The organism is Hyphobacterium sp. CCMP332, assembly GCA_014323545.1.
In the GTDB taxonomy this organism is placed as follows: Bacteria; Bacteroidota; Bacteroidia; order Cytophagales; family CCMP332; genus CCMP332.
The window spans coordinates 665,107-683,856 of the sequence record CP058647.1; the positions used below are offsets into that span (position 1 = coordinate 665,107).

General features: G+C 37.2%; 31 protein-coding genes. 2 read left to right on the forward strand and 29 right to left on the reverse strand.

Annotation, left to right across the window (positions count from 1 at the left end; all coding sequences use genetic code 11):
- Nucleotides 1–6: 6 nt before the first annotated feature.
- Both HZR84_02765 and HZR84_02770 read right to left on the reverse strand, forming a co-directional pair.
- Complete coding sequence (locus tag HZR84_02765; protein ID QNL20909.1) at nucleotides 7–1,077, reverse strand: M42 family metallopeptidase; 1,071 nt, start codon at nucleotides 1,075–1,077, stop codon at nucleotides 7–9.
- Between the two features lie 42 nt (nucleotides 1,078–1,119).
- On the reverse strand, nucleotides 1,120–2,685 hold the full coding sequence (locus HZR84_02770) for an acyl-CoA carboxylase subunit beta (GenBank protein ID QNL20910.1): 1,566 nt from the start codon (nucleotides 2,683–2,685) through the stop codon (nucleotides 1,120–1,122).
- A gap of 100 nt (nucleotides 2,686–2,785) precedes the next feature.
- On the opposite strand from HZR84_02770, the gene HZR84_02775 reads away from it, so the two are divergent.
- Both HZR84_02775 and HZR84_02780 read left to right on the forward strand, forming a co-directional pair.
- Nucleotides 2,786–3,706, forward strand: a complete 921-nt coding sequence (locus tag HZR84_02775; GenBank protein ID QNL20911.1) for a phosphatase — start codon at nucleotides 2,786–2,788, stop codon at nucleotides 3,704–3,706.
- Complete coding sequence (locus tag HZR84_02780; protein ID QNL20912.1) at nucleotides 3,690–4,772, forward strand: Ldh family oxidoreductase; 1,083 nt, start codon at nucleotides 3,690–3,692, stop codon at nucleotides 4,770–4,772. The genes HZR84_02775 and HZR84_02780 overlap by 17 nt, the downstream gene beginning before the upstream one ends.
- On the opposite strand, the gene HZR84_02785 is transcribed toward HZR84_02780, so the two are convergent.
- The 27 genes from HZR84_02785 to rpsS all read right to left on the reverse strand — a co-directional run bounded on the left by HZR84_02785 (nucleotide 4,769) and on the right by rpsS (nucleotide 18,749).
- Entirely contained in the window at nucleotides 4,769–5,062 is a 294-nt protein-coding gene (locus HZR84_02785; GenBank protein QNL20913.1) for a septum formation initiator family protein, read from the reverse strand. The genes HZR84_02780 and HZR84_02785 overlap by 4 nt on opposite strands.
- A gap of 60 nt (nucleotides 5,063–5,122) precedes the next feature.
- Nucleotides 5,123–6,397, reverse strand: a complete 1,275-nt coding sequence (gene eno / locus HZR84_02790) for a phosphopyruvate hydratase (GenBank protein ID QNL20914.1) — start codon at nucleotides 6,395–6,397, stop codon at nucleotides 5,123–5,125.
- A gap of 5 nt (nucleotides 6,398–6,402) precedes the next feature.
- Nucleotides 6,403–7,503 (reverse strand): glutamine-hydrolyzing carbamoyl-phosphate synthase small subunit, encoded by a 1,101-nt coding sequence (gene carA, locus HZR84_02795; GenBank protein ID QNL20915.1) that lies wholly within the window; start codon nucleotides 7,501–7,503, stop codon nucleotides 6,403–6,405.
- Nucleotides 7,504–7,571: 68 nt separating this feature from the next.
- A complete protein-coding gene (gene rplQ, locus HZR84_02800) occupies nucleotides 7,572–8,327 on the reverse strand; it encodes a 50S ribosomal protein L17 (protein QNL20916.1) in 756 nt (251 codons plus the stop codon).
- A 2-nt stretch (nucleotides 8,328–8,329) separates the two neighbouring features.
- Nucleotides 8,330–9,319 (reverse strand): DNA-directed RNA polymerase subunit alpha, encoded by a 990-nt coding sequence (locus HZR84_02805; protein ID QNL20917.1) that lies wholly within the window; start codon nucleotides 9,317–9,319, stop codon nucleotides 8,330–8,332.
- 19 nt (nucleotides 9,320–9,338) lie between these two features.
- Entirely contained in the window at nucleotides 9,339–9,941 is a 603-nt protein-coding gene (gene rpsD, locus HZR84_02810) for a 30S ribosomal protein S4 (protein ID QNL20918.1), read from the reverse strand.
- Nucleotides 9,942–9,952: 11 nt separating this feature from the next.
- Nucleotides 9,953–10,345, reverse strand: a complete 393-nt coding sequence (gene rpsK / locus HZR84_02815; protein ID QNL20919.1) for a 30S ribosomal protein S11 — start codon at nucleotides 10,343–10,345, stop codon at nucleotides 9,953–9,955.
- Between the two features lie 8 nt (nucleotides 10,346–10,353).
- Nucleotides 10,354–10,731, reverse strand: a complete 378-nt coding sequence (rpsM, locus tag HZR84_02820; GenBank protein ID QNL20920.1) for a 30S ribosomal protein S13 — start codon at nucleotides 10,729–10,731, stop codon at nucleotides 10,354–10,356.
- A gap of 2 nt (nucleotides 10,732–10,733) precedes the next feature.
- The gene (gene rpmJ, locus HZR84_02825; protein ID QNL20921.1) at nucleotides 10,734–10,850 is read right to left on the reverse strand and encodes a 50S ribosomal protein L36; all 117 of its coding nucleotides are present in this window, start codon (nucleotides 10,848–10,850) and stop codon (nucleotides 10,734–10,736) included.
- Between the two features lie 6 nt (nucleotides 10,851–10,856).
- Entirely contained in the window at nucleotides 10,857–11,075 is a 219-nt protein-coding gene (gene infA, locus HZR84_02830; GenBank protein ID QNL20922.1) for a translation initiation factor IF-1, read from the reverse strand.
- The gene (gene secY, locus HZR84_02835; protein QNL20923.1) at nucleotides 11,075–12,397 is read right to left on the reverse strand and encodes a preprotein translocase subunit SecY; all 1,323 of its coding nucleotides are present in this window, start codon (nucleotides 12,395–12,397) and stop codon (nucleotides 11,075–11,077) included. The genes infA and secY overlap by 1 nt, the downstream gene beginning before the upstream one ends.
- On the reverse strand, nucleotides 12,394–12,843 hold the full coding sequence (gene rplO, locus HZR84_02840) for a 50S ribosomal protein L15 (protein QNL20924.1): 450 nt from the start codon (nucleotides 12,841–12,843) through the stop codon (nucleotides 12,394–12,396). Before rplO ends, secY begins: the two co-directional genes overlap by 4 nt.
- Nucleotides 12,843–13,019, reverse strand: a complete 177-nt coding sequence (gene rpmD / locus HZR84_02845; protein ID QNL20925.1) for a 50S ribosomal protein L30 — start codon at nucleotides 13,017–13,019, stop codon at nucleotides 12,843–12,845. Before rpmD ends, rplO begins: the two co-directional genes overlap by 1 nt.
- Nucleotides 13,020–13,023: 4 nt before the next feature.
- Complete coding sequence (gene rpsE / locus HZR84_02850) at nucleotides 13,024–13,542, reverse strand: 30S ribosomal protein S5 (GenBank protein QNL20926.1); 519 nt, start codon at nucleotides 13,540–13,542, stop codon at nucleotides 13,024–13,026.
- A 5-nt stretch (nucleotides 13,543–13,547) separates the two neighbouring features.
- On the reverse strand, nucleotides 13,548–13,898 hold the full coding sequence (locus HZR84_02855; GenBank protein ID QNL20927.1) for a 50S ribosomal protein L18: 351 nt from the start codon (nucleotides 13,896–13,898) through the stop codon (nucleotides 13,548–13,550).
- A gap of 8 nt (nucleotides 13,899–13,906) precedes the next feature.
- Nucleotides 13,907–14,458: a 50S ribosomal protein L6 gene (gene rplF / locus HZR84_02860; GenBank protein QNL20928.1), complete on the reverse strand. Its 552-nt coding sequence runs from the start codon at nucleotides 14,456–14,458 to the stop codon at nucleotides 13,907–13,909.
- A 9-nt stretch (nucleotides 14,459–14,467) separates the two neighbouring features.
- Nucleotides 14,468–14,860, reverse strand: coding sequence for a 30S ribosomal protein S8 (rpsH, locus tag HZR84_02865; GenBank protein ID QNL20929.1), 393 nt, complete (start codon nucleotides 14,858–14,860; stop codon nucleotides 14,468–14,470).
- A 68-nt stretch (nucleotides 14,861–14,928) separates the two neighbouring features.
- Nucleotides 14,929–15,198, reverse strand: coding sequence for a 30S ribosomal protein S14 (gene rpsN, locus HZR84_02870; GenBank protein ID QNL20930.1), 270 nt, complete (start codon nucleotides 15,196–15,198; stop codon nucleotides 14,929–14,931).
- Between the two features lie 2 nt (nucleotides 15,199–15,200).
- Entirely contained in the window at nucleotides 15,201–15,752 is a 552-nt protein-coding gene (gene rplE, locus HZR84_02875; GenBank protein QNL20931.1) for a 50S ribosomal protein L5, read from the reverse strand.
- On the reverse strand, nucleotides 15,745–16,059 hold the full coding sequence (rplX, locus tag HZR84_02880; protein ID QNL23168.1) for a 50S ribosomal protein L24: 315 nt from the start codon (nucleotides 16,057–16,059) through the stop codon (nucleotides 15,745–15,747). The genes rplE and rplX overlap by 8 nt, the downstream gene beginning before the upstream one ends.
- A 19-nt stretch (nucleotides 16,060–16,078) precedes the next feature.
- A complete protein-coding gene (gene rplN, locus HZR84_02885) occupies nucleotides 16,079–16,447 on the reverse strand; it encodes a 50S ribosomal protein L14 (GenBank protein QNL20932.1) in 369 nt (122 codons plus the stop codon).
- Nucleotides 16,447–16,707 carry a 30S ribosomal protein S17 gene (gene rpsQ, locus HZR84_02890; protein QNL20933.1) on the reverse strand — a complete coding sequence of 87 codons (261 nt, stop codon included), beginning with the start codon at nucleotides 16,705–16,707 and terminating at the stop codon, nucleotides 16,447–16,449. Before rpsQ ends, rplN begins: the two co-directional genes overlap by 1 nt.
- Nucleotides 16,685–16,903, reverse strand: coding sequence for a 50S ribosomal protein L29 (rpmC, locus tag HZR84_02895; protein QNL20934.1), 219 nt, complete (start codon nucleotides 16,901–16,903; stop codon nucleotides 16,685–16,687). The genes rpsQ and rpmC overlap by 23 nt, the downstream gene beginning before the upstream one ends.
- A gap of 2 nt (nucleotides 16,904–16,905) precedes the next feature.
- Nucleotides 16,906–17,328, reverse strand: coding sequence for a 50S ribosomal protein L16 (gene rplP / locus HZR84_02900; GenBank protein QNL20935.1), 423 nt, complete (start codon nucleotides 17,326–17,328; stop codon nucleotides 16,906–16,908).
- A gap of 12 nt (nucleotides 17,329–17,340) precedes the next feature.
- The gene (gene rpsC / locus HZR84_02905) at nucleotides 17,341–18,063 is read right to left on the reverse strand and encodes a 30S ribosomal protein S3 (GenBank protein ID QNL20936.1); all 723 of its coding nucleotides are present in this window, start codon (nucleotides 18,061–18,063) and stop codon (nucleotides 17,341–17,343) included.
- Nucleotides 18,063–18,470 carry a 50S ribosomal protein L22 gene (gene rplV, locus HZR84_02910; GenBank protein QNL20937.1) on the reverse strand — a complete coding sequence of 136 codons (408 nt, stop codon included), beginning with the start codon at nucleotides 18,468–18,470 and terminating at the stop codon, nucleotides 18,063–18,065. The genes rpsC and rplV overlap by 1 nt, the downstream gene beginning before the upstream one ends.
- Nucleotides 18,471–18,749 carry a 30S ribosomal protein S19 gene (rpsS, locus tag HZR84_02915; GenBank protein ID QNL20938.1) on the reverse strand — a complete coding sequence of 93 codons (279 nt, stop codon included), beginning with the start codon at nucleotides 18,747–18,749 and terminating at the stop codon, nucleotides 18,471–18,473.
- Between the last annotated feature and the right edge of the window lies 1 nt (nucleotide 18,750).

An 18,750-nucleotide genomic window follows, 5' to 3' on the forward strand; every position in this document is an offset into this window, starting at 1 on the left:
ATTATTTTACTTGATGTAGCTGAAATCCTGACCCTTTTTAACTGATTTTAAAGACTCTAAAATTAATTGAATGACATTTTCGACATCATCCTTATGAACAGTTTCAACCGTAGTATGCATGTATTTTAAAGGTAAGGATATAAGCGCTGAGGCCACACCTTCGTTGGAATAAGCAAAAGCATCGGTGTCAGTTCCGGTTGATCGCGATGCCGCCAATCGCTGAAATGGAATTTTCTTTTTCTCAGCTGTTTCAATTATTTGATTGAGTACATTATTATGGACAGCCGGACCATAAGAAACCACCGGTCCTTTTGCACATGAAATATCTCCCTGTTCTATCTTATCATAAAGAGGGCTATCAGTGTCATGTGTAACGTCAGTGATAATGGCGAGATTCGGTTTAATCCTGGCTGCTATCATTTCAGCACCTCGCAATCCAATTTCTTCCTGGACTGAATTAACTATATAGAGTGAAAACGGTAATTTTACATTTTTCTCTTTAAGAAGTCTTGCAACCTCAGCAATCATAAAACCTCCTGCCCTGTTATCGAGGGCTCTTCCCACAATGAATTTATCATTGAGAACGGTCATCTCATCTTGAAATGTAATGACACAACCCACATGAACACCCATTTTTTCAACTTCTTCCATTGATTCTGCACCAATATCAACAATTATATTTTTTAAAGATGGCGCCTGTTCTTTTTCTCTGTTTCTAACGTGAATCGCAGGCCAGCCAAACACGCCCTTTACTAGTCCTTTTTTTGTATGAATGTTTACACGCATAGAAGGGGCAATCTGATGATCCGAACCGCCATTTCTCTTTACATAAATATATCCTTCTTTAGTAATGTGACTAACAAACCATGAAATTTCATCGGCATGTGCTTCTATTACAACTTTGTAATCCTGTCCCGGTTTTACTACCCCAACAGCTGTACCGTATGTGTCACAAAAATATTCATCGACATAGGGCTTGATGTAATCGAGCCATAATTGTTGTCCCGGTGATTCAAAACCGGTTGGTGAAGCATTATTTAAATATTTTTTGAGAAATTCAAAGCTCTCTTTGCGCATTCCCTTCATAGTAATCTTTTAGTTTAAATTAGTAATCGAAATTTATAATGGAAGATTTCCATGTTTCTTTTTTGGAATCTTGTCCACTTTGTTTTCAGCCATTTTAAAAGCCTGTAAAAGCTTAATTCTTGTATTTCTTGGTAGAATAACCTCATCAATATATCCTCTGGCAGCAGCTCGATAAGGGTGTGCAAATTTATCGGTATATTCTTTTTCTTTTTCCTTCAATTTTTCTTCAGGGGATTCTGATTCAGCAATTTCTTTTCTGAATATTATTTCAGCAGCACCCTTTGCACCCATTACTGCAATTTCAGCACTTGGCCACGCAAAATTCATGTCTGCACCAATGTGTTTTGAATTCATCACATCATAAGCCCCTCCATATGCTTTTCTGGTAATGACGGTAATTCTTGGAACAGTTGCTTCGCTAAAGGCATAAAGCAATTTAGCACCATTTGAGATTATTCCATTCCATTCCTGATCTGTGCCGGGAAGAAAGCCTGGAACATCCACCATTACCAATAAGGGTACGTTAAAACAATCACAAAAGCGTACAAATCTCGCCGCTTTTTTACTTGAATTAATATCCAGGACACCTGCAAGCACTGCAGGTTGGTTGCCAACTACACCGATGCTTCTACCTCCTAGCCTGGCAAATCCAACCACCATGTTTTCAGCATAATCCTTATGAATTTCAAAGAATGAATCTTTATCTACAATTCCATTTACAACATCTCTCATATCATAGGGTTGAGATGTGCTTTCTGGAATTATCGAATCTAAATCGGGGCGTGATTCGTCCTGAGCTTCATAGGGATAAATAGGAGCATCTTCCTCACAATTTTGAGGAATATAAGACAATAGTGTTTTGATATTTTCAATACAAACTTTTTCATTTTCGCAAGAAACATGAGTGACACCACTTTTTACCGCATGTGCGCTTGCACCTCCCAAATCCTCGGAACTCACATTCTCACCGGTCACTGTTTTAACAACATGAGGACCTGTTACGAACATATACGATGTTTCCTCAACCATCAAAATGAAATCTGTAATTGCAGGTGAATATACTGCACCTCCTGCACAAGGGCCCATGACGGCAGAAATTTGCGGTACCACTCCTGAAGCCAAAGTATTTCTATAAAAAATATCTGCATAGCCACCCAATGAAACAACACCTTCCTGAATACGTGCTCCTCCAGAATCATTTAAACCTATTAATGGTGCTCCATTTTTCATTGCAAGGTCCATGATCCGAACAATCTTTTCAGCGTGTGCTTCTGAAAGTGAACCACCGAATACCGTGAAATCCTGTGCAAATACATAAACCAACCGGCCTGAGATATTCCCATAACCTGTAATTACCCCGTCGCCGAGGAAATGTTGTTTGTCAAGCCCAAAATCCTTACTCCTATGGGTGACGAATTTTCCAATCTCCTGAAAACTTTCTTTGTCCAATAGAAGCTCAATTCTCTCTCTTGCCGTTAATTTACCTTTCTTGTGTTGAGATTCAATTCTTTTCTCTCCACCTCCAAGTAAAGCCTCTTCATTCTTCTCTTTTAACCTTTCAAATCTTTTAATTTGTAATTCAGATAATTTCTTAGTCATTCCTCATGATTTTGGGATGCCAAATATAGCATGCTAATATTGCAATTTGAAAAGTACGAACAATTATTAATCCTTATTTTAACTTAATATAATTAAACGCTTGAAGGCATTTATAGATCTGGGGACTAATACATTTCATTGTAAAATCGTGTCATTCGAGGACACCGGTTTCAATGAAATCTATTACCATAAAATCTTTGTTAAAATCGGTGAAGGAATTTCAAAAAATATCCTTACAGCCAAAGCAATTCAAAGAGCGAAAATAGCTTTAATGTATTTTCAGGAAAAAATTGAATTCTACGAAGTAAAGGAAGTTTTGGCTGTAGGCACAAGCGCATTGCGAAATGCCAACAACAAACATGAGCTTGTAGACCAGATGAAAGATTGGAACTGGAATGTTGAAATAATAGGAGGAGAGAGAGAGGCTGAATTAATTTTTAAAGGAATTTTACTTGATTCAAAAATACCAGATTCTCAGGTTTCATTGACGATGGATATTGGAGGTGGCAGTGTGGAATTTATCATTGCAGATCAGGACAAAATAAAATGGTCACAGAGTTTTGAAATTGGAGCGCAAAGGCTAAAAGATCAATATCATTCCGAGGACCCGATAAATAATAATAACATCAAGGCACTTTTTGAGTATCTTGAAACTATCCTCAAACCATTAAAAATCGCCATTCAAAATTACCAGCCTCAAATTCTAATAGGTAGTTCCGGCACATTTGATACACTACTAAGCATTAGCAGACAAACCGAAAAAACAAGAGATAATTTCCTAAAGAATTCAGATTTTTTAAAAATTAATCACACATTTATCAATTCAAATTTAAGTCAGAGGCTCAAAATAAAGGGCATGGTTCGCGATAGAGCAGAAATGATAGTAACCGCCAGTTTATTGGTCGATTTTGTATTAAAAATACTTCCGGTTGTTGGATTCTATGTATCCTCAAATTCACTTAAAGAGGGATTGATTTATGAAGAAATTCAATTAATTAAGGCAAATGGAAAAGCTATTTAAAGATGGTGAATTAAAGCAATTCTGTAAAGAAGTGTTTTTATACATGGGCTGTTCAGAAAATGATGCTGAACTATCTTCTGATGTCTTAATTTCAGCGGATCTTCGCGGCGTTGACTCTCATGGAGTGGCAAGACTCTCAGGTTATTTTCGACTTTGGGAAAGCAATCGCATTAATACCAAACCGGAAATTAAAACTATTTGGGAAACACCCAGCACTGCAAGTATAGATGCAGACAGAGCATTGGGATTGGTTTCATCACCATTTGCGATGGATATAGCTATTAAAAAGGCAAAAGATGTAGGTACGGGTTGGGTTTCCGTACAAAATTCAAATCATTTTGGTATCGCTGCCTATCACGCAATGAGAGCATTAAAAGAGGACATGATTGGAATCGCCCTTACTAATGCAAGTGCCTTGGTATCTCCGACGTTTTCAAAAGACCGATTGTTGGGGACCAATCCCATCTGCGTCGTTATTCCCGCCAATAAGGAGAATGCCTTTGTTGCGGATATGGCTACAACAACTGCAGCAAATGGCAAGCTTGAAATATTACAAAGAAAAAAAATAAATGCTCCAGAAGGATGGATGCAAGACAAAGACGGGAATCCTTCGATCGATCCCAATGAATTGAAAAACGGAGGTGCTATGTTGCCGCTGGGAGGAGATAGAATACACGGCAGTCATAAGGGATATGCTTTGGGAGCCATAGTTGATATTTTTTCTGCAGTTTTATCAGGGGCAAATTACGGGCCTTGGGTGCCTCCTTTTGTAAGCTTCCTTCCAGTACCCGATAATCCTGTTGGAAAAGGCATTGGACATTTTTTTGGTGCAATGAGAATTGACGCATTTAGGGCACCTGATGAGTTCAAAAATCACATGGATAATTGGATTAGAACTTTTAAAAATTCTTCGCGTATCAATGAAAATCAGGAAGTAATTATACCCGGAGAACCCGAAATTGCTTTGGAAAAAGAGAGGAAAGAAAAAGGAATTCCTTTATTATATAAAGTTATTGAGGATTTAAAAGGGATTTCAGCAAAAAGCAAAGTAGCCTTCCCTGATTAATTTTCGGGAATTATTACATAAAGATCCTCGGATTCTTTTTTCATGAGATATCGTTCTCTTGCAAATCTTTCAAGAAGTTCAGAATCACTAAGTAGCTCTTCCCTATCCTTTTTGACCTCATCAATTTTTTCTATGTAGTAATTCTTATCTGATTCAAGATCACTAATTTTCTTATTCAGACCGTATAAAGTAAAGAAATCATTAGAGTCAAAAAAGCTCATCCAAACTATAAATGCAGCAGATGCAAGAAAATAAAAATTCTTAAATATCGGGGGAATTTTGTCGAGCATGTAACTTTGTTTTAGCTAAAATAAAAAAAACTCCTTCGAAAATGAAGGAGTTTCTTAAAATCAATAATTTTTACCCGGAAATATGGCTGTATCACCAAGGTCTTCTTCTATACGTAGAAGTTGATTGTATTTTGCCATTCTATCCGATCTTGATGCCGAACCAGTCTTGATTTGTCCGGTATTCAATGCAACTGCCAAATCTGCAATTGTATTGTCTTCAGTCTCACCGGATCTGTGTGACATAACACATTTGTACTTGTTTTTATGAGCAAGATTAATGGCATTAATTGTCTCTGTTAAGGTCCCAATTTGGTTTACTTTAATTAGAATTGAGTTACCTATATTAGAATCAATGCCCTTTTGTAATCTTTTTACATTGGTTACGAAAAGATCATCCCCAACAAGCTGTATTTTGTTGCCCGATAAAGCTGTATGTTTTTTCCATCCATCCCAGTCATCTTCTGCCATTCCATCTTCGATTGATGCAATCGGATACTTATTTATCCAGGAATCCCAGTATTCCGCCATCTCATCTGAATTCAGCTTTCTTCCATCGGATTTTTTAAAATGATATACACCATTTTCATCATCATAAAATTCAGAACTGGCCGCATCCATAGCAATCATTACATCATCCCCCGGTTTAAATCCAGCTTTTTCGATTGCCTTTAATACAACTTCAATGGCCTCTTCATTACTTTTTATATTTGGTGCAAAACCACCTTCATCTCCTACATTGGTTGATAAACCCGCTGCTTTAAGCACACTTTTTAAATTGTGAAATATTTCAGAGCCCATTCTCATTGCATGAGTAAAAGTTTCAGCACCAATGGGCATTATCATAAATTCCTGGAAATCGATAGAATTATCGGCATGACTGCCTCCGTTGAGAATATTCATCATTGGCACGGGTAATATATTGCCATTTACCCCCCCTATATATCTAAATAATGGCAAACCCGCTTCGAGCGCTGCTGCTTTTGCCGAGGCCAGGGATACTCCGAGAATAGCATTGGCACCTAGTTTACTTTTGTTTTCTGTCCCGTCAAGACTTATCATTATTTGATCAATCAAAGTCTGATCAAATATGTATTGTCCTACCAATTCCTGAGCAATATCAGCATTGACATTTTCTACAGCCTTTAGGACTCCTTTTCCCATGTACTCCTTACCTCCATCCCTTAGTTCAACAGCTTCATGTACTCCTGTGGAAGCACCAGAAGGCACGGCAGCTCTTCCCATAAATCCACTCGAGGTCATTACATCCACTTCCACGGTTGGGTTACCTCTTGAATCAAAAATTTGTCTTGCAAAAACACTTTCTATTATGCTCATTTTTTTTAGTTTTTCATTAATTGAATAAAATCATCAAATAAATATCTTGAATCATGGGGACCAGGAGATGATTCAGGGTGGTATTGAACTGAAAAGGCCGGTTTATTTTTTATTCTGATTCCTTCTATAGTTTGGTCGTTCAAATTTATATGTGTGACTTGAACATCCGGAAATTTTTTTTCATCAAATGGTGCAACATTAAATCCGTGATTTTGACTTGTAATCTCAGATTTTCCTGTATTTAAATTTTTTACAGGGTGATTTAAACCTCTATGACCGTGATGCATTTTAAATGTTTCTAATCCATTTGCCAAAGCCAGAATTTGATGTCCTAAACAAATTCCAAATAGAGGTTTTTCTTTTTTCAGTATTAATTTGACTATTTCCACAGCGTATTTTGTGCTGGCAGGATCGCCCGGACCATTCGAAATAAAATAACCATGAGGATTAAAGCTTTCCATTTCTTCAATAGATGTATTAAATGGAAAAACTTTTAAATAACAGTCTCGCTCGGCTAACTGCCTTAGAATATTTGTTTTTATACCCAGATCTAAAACAGCCACCCGGTATTTGGCTTTTTGGTTTCCCAATTCGTAAGTACTTTCTGTGGAGACTTTGGAAGATAATTCCAAACCTTCCATGGAGGGCACTTCTTTAAGCTGCTTTTTTAAGTTTTCTAAAGCCAGGTTTTCGGAAGAAATGATACAATTCATTGCTCCTTTTGAGCGAATATGTCTTACAAGGCCCCTTGTATCTACATTCGCTATACCCACTATGCCCGAATCACTTAAATATCCATCAAGATCTATATCTGTACTTTGTCTTGATTTTATTTCTGAAAACTCATTGCATATCAATCCGGCAAATTTTATTGAATCAGACTCAACTTCATCTTTATGAGCACCATAATTCCCAATATGCGCTGTAGTATTAATAATTATTTGACCAAAATAAGAGGGGTCTGTATAAATTTCCTGATAACCGGTCATTCCGGTGTTAAAACATATTTCCCCAGCTGTGGTGCCCTTTTTCCCAATACCAATTCCTTCCATAATGGTCCCATCCTGAAGAATTAGTACTGCTTTCTGATTATCCTTTCCGGTCATAATATTTTTGACACAAAAAAAGGGATATTCATTGAATATCCCTTAAAGTTTTTATGATTTATGATATATTATTTTTTATCACTTTCATCTTTGGAATCACTTGGAGAATTGTCTTCCTTTTTTGATTCTTCCTTAGATTCAGACTTTGCTTCAGCTTTGTCATCCGCATCAGGCTTAGATTCTATTTTTGAATCTACTTTTTCTTCTTTTGCCTTATCATCGGTCTTTGCTTCAGGTTCTGTTGGAGCTTTGGCTTCTTCTTTTGATTCAGGTTTTACTTCTGCTTTTGGCTCAGCTTTCTCTGAAACTTTAGCTTCAGTTTTTACTTCTTTAACTTCAGAAGTTTCTTTTTTAGCCTCAACTTTCTCCGTATTCTCATCCTGAACTGCATCGCTTTTCTTCTTACCGCCTCTTCTACTTCTACGAGATTTCCCTGAAGATTTAGAAGTGTCCTTTAACAAGTTATCATTAAAGTCGACTAATTCAATGATGCACATATCCGCATTATCGCCGGCTCTGTTACCAACCTTAATGATTCTGGTATATCCACCTGGTCTTTCTGCGACTTTTCCAGCTACTACGGCAAATAATTCCTTGACAGTATCTTTATCCTGTAAGTGAGAAAATACAACTCGTCTTGAATGAGTTGTGTCCTCTTTGGATTTGTTGATAATTGGCTCAACATAACTTCTCAATGCCTTTGCCTTAGCAACAGTTGTAGATACTCTTTTATGCTTAATCAAAGAGGAAGCCATATTTGCAAGCATAGCTTTCCTATGTGCAGTAGTTCTACTTAAATGATTAAATTTTTTGCCGTGTCTCATTTTTATTCGTCGTCCAAATTGTATTTAGATAGGTCCATACCAAATGTAAGACCTTTGTCAGCGATTAACTGCTCAAGTTCAGCCAATGATTTTTTACCGAAATTTCTAAATTTCATCATATCGGAAACTTCCAGAGAAGCCAAATCCCCAAGTGATTTTACATTCGCTGCTTTAAGACAGTTATAGGCTCTCACAGAAAGATCGAGATCTGCAAGAGATGTTTTTAATAACTTTCTCATTTTAAGGATTTCCTCATCTACTGTTTCCTCTTCTTCAGGTTTTGCCGTATCAAGAGCAATTGTTTCCTTAGAGAAAAGCTGGAAATGATAAATCAATATTTTAGCTGCTTCCTGTAAAGCATCTTCAGGGTTTATCGATCCATCAGTTTCGATATCCAAAATTAATTTTTCATAATCTGTTTTTTGCTCAACCCTTGTGTTTTCTACTTTGTACTTTACATTTTTAATAGGTGTAAAAATAGCATCAGTAGTGATATAACCCGCGACCTGTTCAGCCGGTTTATTATCATCAGCAGCAACATAGCCTCTTCCTTTTTCAATGGTAAGTTCTAATTCCAAACTTACTTTGCTTTCCATATGGCAAATAATCTGCTCAGGATTTAAAATTTCAAAAGATGACGTAGCACCGCTTAAATCACCTGCTTTTAATTCAGTTTTACCTGAAACCATCAATTTAATTTTAGTTTCCGGTTCATCGACTACTTTTTTAAACCTTACCATTTTAAGGTTTAGTATAATTTCGTTTACATCTTCGACAACGCCTTCCACAGTAGAAAACTCATGCAATACACCAGGAATTCTAATTCCGGTAATGGCATATCCTTCTAAAGATGAAAGAAGAATTCTTCTTAATGCGTTACCTATTGTTACACCATATCCCTTTTCAAGTGGTCGGAATTCAAATAATCCATGGAAATCTGTATTTTTTTCCATTACCACCTTTTCGGGCATTTGAAATGATATTAAAGCCATAATAATGCTCTGTGTTTAATTATTTAGAGTACAATTCAACTATTAGTTGTTCCTCGATATTCTCAGGAATCTCATCACGCTGAGGAAAGTTTACAAACTTTCCGGAGTGATTCACAGAATCCCATTCTAACCAGGAATAATTTTTTTGTGGTCTTCCTAAAGACTCGGTAACAGCTTCAAGTGATTTTGATTTTTCTCTTACAGAAATAACATCACCTGGTTTTACCGAATAAGAAGGAATATTGACAATGTGGTTGTTTACCAAAATGTGTTTGTGGGATACAAGTTGTCTTCCTCCTCTTCGAGTCGGAGCAATTCCCAACCTGTAAACAACATTGTCCAATCTCGATTCCAATAATTGCAATAGGTTTTCACCGGTAATTCCGTCTTTTCTGGCTGCTTTGTGGAAGGCATTTGCAAATTGTTTTTCCAATACACCATAGATGTATTTTGCTTTTTGCTTCGCCATAAGCTGAATCGCATATTCCGATTGCTTACGTCTTCTACCTTTGCCATGCATTCCCGGAGGGTAGTTCTTTTTTGAAAGAGCCTTTGTGTTTCCCTCAATCGGTTCTCCGTATCTTCTTGCAATTTTTGCTTTTGGTCCTGTATATCTTGCCATTTAAATATCTTTTAGACTCTTCTTCTTTTTGGAGGTCTGCAACCATTATGTGGCAATGGAGTCACATCTTTAATTGCAGTAATCTCGATTCCTGTATTTTGAACTGTTCTTATCGCAGATTCTCTTCCTGCACCGGGTCCTTTAACAAAAACCTCAGCTTTTCTCAAACCTAACTCATATGCGGTCTTGGCACATTCAGAAGCAGCAACCTGGGCTGCATATGGCGTATTCTTTTTCGACCCCTTAAATCCCATTTTACCTGCACTTGCCCATGAGATCACCTGACCTGCGGTATTGGTTATCGAAATGATGATGTTGTTAAATGATGCTTTAATATGCACCTGGCCGATCGGCTCTACAACAACAACACGCTTTTTAGCTTTATCTTTTCTCTTTTCAGCCATGTTAAATATTATTTGGTTGCTTTTTTCTTATTAGCAACAGTCTTTCTTTTACCTTTTCTCGTTCGACAGTTATTTTTAGTTCTCTGACCGCGAACCGGAAGTCCTCTTCTGTGTCTTAAACCTCTGTAACACCCAATGTCGAGTAATCTTTTAATATTGAGTTGAACTTCAGATTTTAATTCACCTTCAGTTTTAAATTCATTGGCTATGATGTCACGAATGTTTTTTGCTTCATCATCTGTCCAATCCACTACTTTTTTATCTTTATCCACACCGGCTTTATCAAGTACTAATGCAGCTCGGCTGTTTCCTATACCAAAGATGTAAGTCAAACTAATGACTCCTCTCTTGTTATCCGGAATATCGACTCCTTGAATTCTGGCCATAATTAACCTTGTCTTTGTTTAAACTTGGGATTCTTTTTATTTATGACGTACAAGCGCCCTTTTCTTCTTACAATTTTGCAATCCGCGCTTCTTTTTTTTACGGAGGCTTTTACTTTCATAATATTTTATTTATAGCGATAAACTATTCTTCCTTTTGATAAATCATATGGAGACATCTCCAATTTAACTTTATCACCAGGTAATATTTTGATATAGTGCATTCTCATTTTCCCTGAAATATGCGCAACTACCTGATGACCATTTTCTAGTTCAACTCTGAACATAGCATTTGATAATGCTTCTACAATTGTACCGTCTTGTTCTATGGACGCTTGTTTTGCCATTACGCTACTGCCATGTTTTGAGTTCTACCTTTCATCTTTCCTGATTTCATCATTCCCTCATAATGTCTCATAAGGAGATAACTTTCAATTTGCTGAAGGGTATCTAAAATCACACCAACCATAATTAATAAAGATGTTCCACCATAAAACTGGCTAAACTCTCTACCTACTCCTGCAATACTCGCAAAGGCAGGAAGTATGGCTACAATTGCCAGGAATACCGATCCTGGAAATGTTACTCTGGTTAATATCGTATCCAGGAAATTACTTGTGTCACGGCCAGGCTTAATACCCGGAATGAAACCACCATTTCTCTTCATATCATCTGCTATCTGATTTGGATTTACCGTAATAGCTGTATAAAAGAAAGTAAATGCTATTATCAGGAATGCAAAGAGTAAATTGTATTGCCAGGATGTAAAATCTGAAAATGTAGTACCTATATAAACTGCAATGTCGCTTTCATTGCTTTCAGCCCAAAATTGAGCAATCATTGCAGGTAAAAACATTAAAGATTGTGCAAAAATAATTGGCATTACACCGCTGGAATTAACTTTTAGAGGAATAAATTGACGTTGTCCTCCATATATTTTAGATCCTAATACCTGTTTAGCGTATTGAACCGGCACCCTTCTTACAGCCTGGGTCAACATTACAGTACCCATTACTACAAAAAACAATGCTAAAATTTCAAGTATGAATAAAAGCGCACCGCTCATTCCTTTCGTAGTAGCTTCAGCCAGAATGGCTCCGGGAAATCTCGAGATGATTCCAACCATTATTAACATGGAGATACCATTACCTATACCCTTTTCTGTTATTCTCTCACCGATCCACATTGTAAAAATGGTACCGGCAGTTAAAATAATCATTGAGGAAATAGTAAAGAATGTCTGATCTACCATAATAGCTTCAGCAGGAATAGTTGCTGTCACATATCCTATAGATTGGAACAAGGTTATGGCTATCGTAAGCAATCGGGTAATTTGATTGATTTTTCTACGCCCTGATTCTCCTTCTTTTTGTAATTTCTGGAAATAAGGAACAGCAACAGTCAACAATTGCAATACAATCGAGGCCGAAATATAAGGCATAATACCCAACCCAAAAATAGACGCGTTGCTAAATGCTCCTCCCAGGAAAGTATCGAGTAAACCGAAAATTCCGGTTGCTTCTCCAGATAATTTATCTGGATTTACACCGGGAAGAACTACAAATGAACCAAGTCTGAAAATAAGCAACAGACCCAGAGTTGTTATAATTCTATTTCTAAGCTCCTCAATTGAGAAAATGTTCCTTATGGTAGTTATGAATTTCTTCATGAGATGACTGTGACTTTGCCTCCCGCTTTTTCAATTAATTCCTGTGCTTTTTTAGAGAACTTGTGAGCGCTAATATTTAGTGCTTTGGCTAGTTCTCCATCTCCAAGAATTTTAACTTTATCTTTTTTACTTGCCAATCCGGAAGAAATCAAATTCTCAATTGTAACTTCTTTCCATTTATTTTTTTCAGCGAATTCACTTAAAGTGTCTAAATTGATCACGCGGTATTCAACTCTATTTGGATTTCTAAATCCAAATTTTGGTACTCTTCTTTGTAATGGTTGCTGGCCACCTTCAAATCCAATTTTTCTTGAGTATCCGGATCTTGATTGTGCACCTTTATGACCACGCGTAGCTGTTCCGCCTTTGCCAGATCCCTGACCGCGACCAACTCGCTTTGAATTTTTTGTTGAACCTTTTGCAGGTTTTAAAGAGTGTAATTCCATTATTCTACAACTTTTACTAAGTGGTGAACTTTACTTATCATACCTTGAATCTGAGGAGTTAACTCAACTTCAACCTGACGATTTATCTTACCAAGACCCAATGCCTGGATTGTTTTCTTCTGGTAGCTAGGCCTGTTGATGGTACTTTTTACCTGTTGTATTTTAACTTTAGCCATTTTTTTATCCGTTGAATACTTTTTCAAGTGAAATTCCTCTGTCTTGCGCAATTGTATAAGGATCCCTCATATTTTCAAGCGCCTTAATCGTTGCTTTTACAACATTATGAGGATTAGATGACCCTTTCGATTTGGCCAAGACGTCTTTAACTCCGGCGCTTTCCAATACTGCACGCATCGCTCCACCAGCTATAACTCCAGTACCTTCAGCAGCAGGTTTCATAAATACATGGCCACCGGAATATGTCGCTTCCACATCATGAGGTATGGTTCCTTTAACTACAGGAACTCTTATGAGACTTTTCTTAGCATCATCAATACCTTTGCTGATAGCATCAGTTACTTCATTGGCTTTTCCCAGTCCATATCCAACTACACCGTTTCCATCACCAACTACAACAATAGCCGCAAAACTGAATCGACGTCCACCTTTAACAACCTTAGCAACCCTTTTAATGGCCACTACCCTTTCGGTTAATTCAATTTCGCTTGCCTTAACAGCTTTTACGTTTCCTTGTATCATTCTATTTAGAATTTTAAGCCACCTTCTCTTGCTCCAGCTGCTAAAGCTGCTACTCTTCCGTGGAATAAATATCCACCTCTGTCAAAGACCACAGATTCAATACCCGCTTCTTTTGCAACTTTTGCCAATTCAAGACCAACTTTCTTGGCTATTTCTGTTTTATTTCCTTTATCGTCAAGACTTCTTGAAGTGAAAGAGGCCAATGTCTTTCCTTCATTATCATTTATAATTTGAGCGTAAATCTGCTTATTACTTCTGTAGACACTTAATCTTGGTCTCTCAGCAGTTCCACTGATTTTCGATCGAATACTCTTTCTGAGTCTTCTTCTTCGATTTAATTTCTTTATCTCGCTCATCTTACGAATTATTTAGCAGCTGCTTTTCCAGCTTTTCTTCTTATTTGTTCTCCTTTAAATCTTATTCCTTTGCCTTTATATGGCTCAACTTTCCGCAACTCTCTCACTTTAGCCACAATCTGACCCAAAAGTTGCTTATCAAAAGATTCCAATTTCAGAATAGGATTTTTACCTTTTTCAGCGGTCACTTCTGCTTTAACTTCCGGAGGAAGCACAAACAGTATATTGTGACTATAACCAAGACTAAAATCAATTTTACTCCCGGAAACCGTTGCTCTAAATCCAACCCCTACTAATTCCAATTCAGTGCTAAAACCTTTTTCCACACCTTCAACCATATTATTGATCAATGACCGATACAAACCGTGCATTGCTTTATGGCGTTTTTGTTCCGTAGCTCTGCTTACAAGAAGTTCATTTCCTTCTTGCTTAACAGTAATTCCCGGATCTACTTGTTGCTTAAGCTCACCTTTTGGACCTTTTACTACAACGAGTCCATTGGTATTGCTTACCTGCACTGATTCCGGAACGACGATTGGTTGATTTCCTATTCTTGACATCTTCTTTAATTAATAAACGCGACATAAAATCTCGCCACCCAAATTCTCTCGAACTGCATGCTTGTCTGTCATAATACCTTTAGAAGTTGATAAAATTGCAATTCCAAGTCCGTTCAAAACTCTTGGCATTTTATCAACACTTGTATACTGTCTTAAACCAGGAGTACTTACCCTTTCAATATTTGTTATTGCAGATCTTTTAGTAACAGGATTGTACTTTAAAGCCATTTTAAGGACTTTTTTATACCCTTCACCCTCTTCCTTGAAATTCTGTATATAACCGTTTTCCAAAAGAACTTTTGCTATTTCCACTTTCATTTTAGAAGATGGAACTTCAAGAATTCTATGATTCGCACCTATGGCGTTTCGTACCCTCGTTAAAAAATCTGCAATTGAATCCATTTTAACAAAAAATTAACAGCCCCAAAAAAATTCGGGCTGCAAAGATAAAAAATTATATTTTAAAAATATTACCAGCTGGCTTTTGTTACACCGGGAATTTTCCCATCCGAAGCCATCTCTCTAAAGGTCACTCTGTTAATGCCAAATTTTCTCATATAACCTTTAGGTCTACCGGTAATTAAACACCTGTTATGCAACCTAACCGGACTTGAATTTTTTGGCAACTTATCAAGACCTTGCCAATCCCCAGCTTCTTTTAAAGCCTTCCTCTTTTCGGCATAGCGCTCCACAAGTCTTTGTCTTTTTCGCTCTCTGGCAATTACTGCTTTTCTAGCCATAATTAGTTTTTATTTTGAAAAGGCATACCAAATGCCTTTAGTAATTCATAACTTTCTTCATCAGTATCTGCGGATGTTACAAAAGTGATATTCATCCCACTGATTTTATTCACCTTATCAATGCTTATTTCAGGAAAAATAATTTGTTCCTTAATTCCAAGCGTATAATTACCTCTTCCATCAAATCCTTTATCATTCACTCCTCTAAAGTCTCTTACCCTTGGAAGTGATACAGACATCAATCGGTCAAGGAACTCATACATTTTTGCCCCTCTCAAAGTAACTTTTGCTCCAATAGGCATTCCTTCTCTTAACTTAAAGTTAGAAACGGACTTTTTGGCAATTGTCATTACTGCTTTTTGACCAGTAATCATGGTAAGTTCTTCAACACCGGCTTCCAGCGCTTTTTTATCAGATACTCCTTCACCAATACCTTTATTGATAGCAATTTTCTTGAGCTTAGGTACTTGCATTGCTGAAGTATATTTAAATTTATCCTTCAGTACAGGTACAATCTCCTCTTTATACTTGTTAAATAATCTTGGACTATTCATCTTTTATAAATTCACCAGTTGTTTTTGAATACCTCTGCAATTTACCTTTGTCGTTAAGCTTTCGCCCAACTCTGCTTGGGTTTCCCGCATCATCAAGTAACATTACATTGCTTATATTAATAGGTGCTTCTTTTTCAATAATTCCACCATTGGGATTTTCAGCAGAAGGTTTGGTATGTTTTGAAACCATTCTTACACCTTCGATAATTACCCTGTTCTTATTTCTTTCAACAAGAAGAACTCTCCCGGTTTTGCCTTTATCATTACCGGCAATGACCTTTACATTATCTCCTTTTCTTAACTTAATCTTTGTCATTACAATATCTTTATACGACTTCAGGAGCCAACGAAACTATTTTCATAAATTGCTTTTCCCTCAACTCTCTTGCCACAGGTCCAAAAATCCTTGTACCTCTTGGCTCGTTCAAATTGGTAATTAAAACCGCAGCATTCTCCTCGAATCTGATATAAGAACCATCAGATCTTCTAACTTCTTTTTTGGTTCTCACCACAACGGCACGGGAGACAGTTCCTTTTTTCATTGAACTTGAGGAAAGTGCATTTTTGACGGTAACAACTATTTGATCGCCAACAGAAGCATATCTTTTTTTAGTACCACCTAAAACACGAATGCAGAGCACTTCTTTTGCTCCGCTATTATCAGCAACCGCTAATCTACTCTCTTGTTGTACCATTATTTTGCTCTTTCTATAATTTCAACCATTCTCCACCTTTTTGTTTTGCTCAAAGGCCGAGTCTCAGCAATTCGCACCGTATCCCCTGGCTTACAGTCGTTTTTCTCATCGTGAGCAGTAAATTTTTTACTTTTCTTAACGAACTTACCGTAGATCGGGTGCTTAATTTTTCTTTCTACTTCAACGACAATGGATTTCTCCATTTTGTCGCTTACTACTTTACCTACTCTTTCTTTTCTAAGATTTCTTTCCATTGCCATTTATTTCAGCAAGTTCTCTTGCGTGTAATTCAGTTTTCAGTCTGGCCAAAATCCTTCTGGTTTGACGAATTTTCATTGGATTCTCAATAGGAGAAATTGCATGAGAAAATTTCAACTTTTGAAGCATACCTTGTTCTCCAGCGATCATCTCATTGATCTCTTCTACTGTCATTCCTTTTATATCTTTTGCGTCCATCTTTATTGAGGTATATGATCTCTACGTACGACAAATTTTGTTTTAACCGGAAGCTTTTGAGCGCCAAGACGCATTGCTTCCTGAGCCAATTCCTGGCCAACTCCACCAATTTCAAACATGATAGTTCCAGGTTTTACTACAGCGACCCAATATTCTGGTGCACCTTTACCTTTTCCCATTCGAACTTCAGCAGGCTTTTTTGTTATAGGCTTATCAGGAAAAATTCTAATCCAGACCTGACCTTCTCTTTTTAGATATCTGGTTATGGATATCCTGGCTGCTTCTATCTGGCGACTAGTGATAAATCCCGGTTCAAGGGATTTAAGACCAAAGGCACCAAATGCCAATGTAAATCCTCTTCCGGCAATACCTTTAACTCTGCCTTTCTGCTTTTTTCTAAACTTGGTTCGTTTCGGTTGTAACATCTTTTACCGATTTTATTTTTTTCTTCTTTTAGATTCTCTTTTACCTGGTCTTCCACCACCTCCGCCGCTTTGAGTACTACCCATACCAACGTTTGGAGAAAGATCGCGTTTGCCATAGATTTCTCCTTTAAAAATCCATACTTTAATTCCGATTTTACCATATACCGTTTCTGCTTCGGAAACTGCATAATCAATATCAGCTCTTAATGTATGTAATGGAGTTCTACCTTCTTTATACATTTCGGTTCTTGCCATTTCAGCACCACCCAAACGTCCTGCAACTTTTATTTTAATTCCTTCTGCTCCAACACGCATTGCAGATGCAATTGCCTGTTTCATCGCTCTTCTATGTGAAATTCTTCCTTTTAGTTGTTGTGCTATACCGTCTCCAACTAATTTGGCATCAAGCTCTGGCCTTTTAATCTCAAAAATGTTAATCTGAACATCCTTACCTGAGATTTTTTTTAATTCTTCCTTAAGCCTGTCAACTTCCGCTCCACCTTTACCAATAACTACTCCGGGTCTGGCTGTGTGAACAGTTATCGTGATTCTTTTAATCGTTCTTTCTATAATTATTTTTGAAATACCGCCTTTAGGAATTCTGGCTAAAATATACTCACGGATTTTCTCATCTTCAACCAATTTACTGGCAAAGCTTTTACCACCATACCAGTTGGATTCCCAACCTCTTACAAGCCCTAATCGAAATGCTACCGGATTAACTTTCTGTCCCATTATTTCTTAGTTTCTTTTTTTTCTTTTTGATCGGCTTCTTCTATTTCCACCTCTTCCGCTACAGCTACACTAGGTTCCAGTTTAATAGTAATATGACTGGATCTTTTTCTAATTCTGTGAGCTCTTCCCTGAGGTGCCGGTTGAATTCTTTTAAGCATTCTCGCACCGTCAACAAAAATTTCTTTGATGTATAAATCAGCCTCTTCGACATCCATATCCTCATATTTGTTGGACCAGTTTGAGATAGCAGAAAGCAAAAGTTTTTCCATATATGGAGATCCTGCTTTTGAGTCAAACTGAAGAACACCTAAGGCATAATTTACCTTCTGACCTCTGATAAGGTCTGCTATCATCCTCATTTTACGAGGTGCGATAGGGAAGTTTCGTAATTTTGCTACTGCCTCCATTTATCTTTTTGCTTTATCTTTTTTACCTGCATGTCCTCTGAAATTTCTGGTTGGGGCAAATTCGCCCATTTTATGTCCTACCATGTTTTCAGTTACATACACCGGTATAAATTTATTTCCATTGTGTACCGCAAATGTATGACCTACGAAATCCGGAGAAATCATAGAACGTCTCGACCAAGTCTTAATTACAGACTTTTTACCAGACTCATTCATTGCTTCAACTTTCTTCTCTACCCTGAAATCTATATAGGGTCCTTTTTTTAATGATCTTGCCATT

Bases quoted from the DNA above. Each gene is read 5' to 3' on its own strand.
- rpsK (QNL20919.1), bottom strand. From the start codon at position 10,345: ATGGCTGAAAAGAGAAAAGATAAAGCTAAAAAGCGTGTTGTTGTTGTA.
- rpsE (QNL20926.1), bottom strand. From the start codon at position 13,542: ATGATACAAGGAAACGTAAAAGCTGTTAAGGCAAGCGAAATTGAATTA.
- eno (QNL20914.1), bottom strand. From the start codon at position 6,397: ATGAGCATAATAGAAAGTGTTTTTGCAAGACAAATTTTTGATTCAAGA.
- rpsH (QNL20929.1), bottom strand. From the start codon at position 14,860: ATGGATTCAATTGCAGATTTTTTAACGAGGGTACGAAACGCCATAGGT.
- rpsC (QNL20936.1), bottom strand. From the start codon at position 18,063: ATGGGACAGAAAGTTAATCCGGTAGCATTTCGATTAGGGCTTGTAAGA.
- rpsN (QNL20930.1), bottom strand. From the start codon at position 15,198: ATGGCTAGAAAAGCAGTAATTGCCAGAGAGCGAAAAAGACAAAGACTT.
- HZR84_02765 (QNL20909.1), bottom strand. From the start codon at position 1,077: ATGCGCAAAGAGAGCTTTGAATTTCTCAAAAAATATTTAAATAATGCT.
- rplF (QNL20928.1), bottom strand. From the start codon at position 14,458: ATGTCAAGAATAGGAAATCAACCAATCGTCGTTCCGGAATCAGTGCAG.
- rplQ (QNL20916.1), bottom strand. From the start codon at position 8,327: ATGAGACACGGCAAAAAATTTAATCATTTAAGTAGAACTACTGCACAT.
- HZR84_02805 (QNL20917.1), bottom strand. From the start codon at position 9,319: ATGGCTTTAATATCATTTCAAATGCCCGAAAAGGTGGTAATGGAAAAA.
- rpsD (QNL20918.1), bottom strand. From the start codon at position 9,941: ATGGCAAGATATACAGGACCAAAAGCAAAAATTGCAAGAAGATACGGA.
- rpmD (QNL20925.1), bottom strand. From the start codon at position 13,019: ATGGCTAAAGTTAAAATACAACAGGTAAAAAGTACCATCAACAGGCCT.
- HZR84_02855 (QNL20927.1), bottom strand. From the start codon at position 13,898: ATGAGCGAGATAAAGAAATTAAATCGAAGAAGAAGACTCAGAAAGAGT.
- rplV (QNL20937.1), bottom strand. From the start codon at position 18,470: ATGGAGGCAGTAGCAAAATTACGAAACTTCCCTATCGCACCTCGTAAA.
- carA (QNL20915.1), bottom strand. From the start codon at position 7,503: ATGACCGGAAAGGATAATCAGAAAGCAGTACTAATTCTTCAGGATGGG.
- rpsQ (QNL20933.1), bottom strand. From the start codon at position 16,707: ATGGCAATGGAAAGAAATCTTAGAAAAGAAAGAGTAGGTAAAGTAGTA.
- rpmC (QNL20934.1), bottom strand. From the start codon at position 16,903: ATGGACGCAAAAGATATAAAAGGAATGACAGTAGAAGAGATCAATGAG.
- HZR84_02785 (QNL20913.1), bottom strand. From the start codon at position 5,062: ATGCTCGACAAAATTCCCCCGATATTTAAGAATTTTTATTTTCTTGCA.
- rplO (QNL20924.1), bottom strand. From the start codon at position 12,843: ATGGAATTACACTCTTTAAAACCTGCAAAAGGTTCAACAAAAAATTCA.
- rplE (QNL20931.1), bottom strand. From the start codon at position 15,752: ATGAATAGTCCAAGATTATTTAACAAGTATAAAGAGGAGATTGTACCT.
- rpsM (QNL20920.1), bottom strand. From the start codon at position 10,731: ATGGCCAGAATTCAAGGAGTCGATATTCCGGATAACAAGAGAGGAGTC.
- rplP (QNL20935.1), bottom strand. From the start codon at position 17,328: ATGTTACAACCGAAACGAACCAAGTTTAGAAAAAAGCAGAAAGGCAGA.
- rpmJ (QNL20921.1), bottom strand. From the start codon at position 10,850: ATGAAAGTAAAAGCCTCCGTAAAAAAAAGAAGCGCGGATTGCAAAATT.
- infA (QNL20922.1), bottom strand. From the start codon at position 11,075: ATGGCAAAACAAGCGTCCATAGAACAAGACGGTACAATTGTAGAAGCA.
- HZR84_02780 (QNL20912.1), top strand. From the start codon at position 3,690: ATGGAAAAGCTATTTAAAGATGGTGAATTAAAGCAATTCTGTAAAGAA.
- HZR84_02770 (QNL20910.1), bottom strand. From the start codon at position 2,685: ATGACTAAGAAATTATCTGAATTACAAATTAAAAGATTTGAAAGGTTA.
- secY (QNL20923.1), bottom strand. From the start codon at position 12,397: ATGAAGAAATTCATAACTACCATAAGGAACATTTTCTCAATTGAGGAG.
- rpsS (QNL20938.1), bottom strand. From the start codon at position 18,749: ATGGCAAGATCATTAAAAAAAGGACCCTATATAGATTTCAGGGTAGAG.
- rplN (QNL20932.1), bottom strand. From the start codon at position 16,447: ATGGTACAACAAGAGAGTAGATTAGCGGTTGCTGATAATAGCGGAGCA.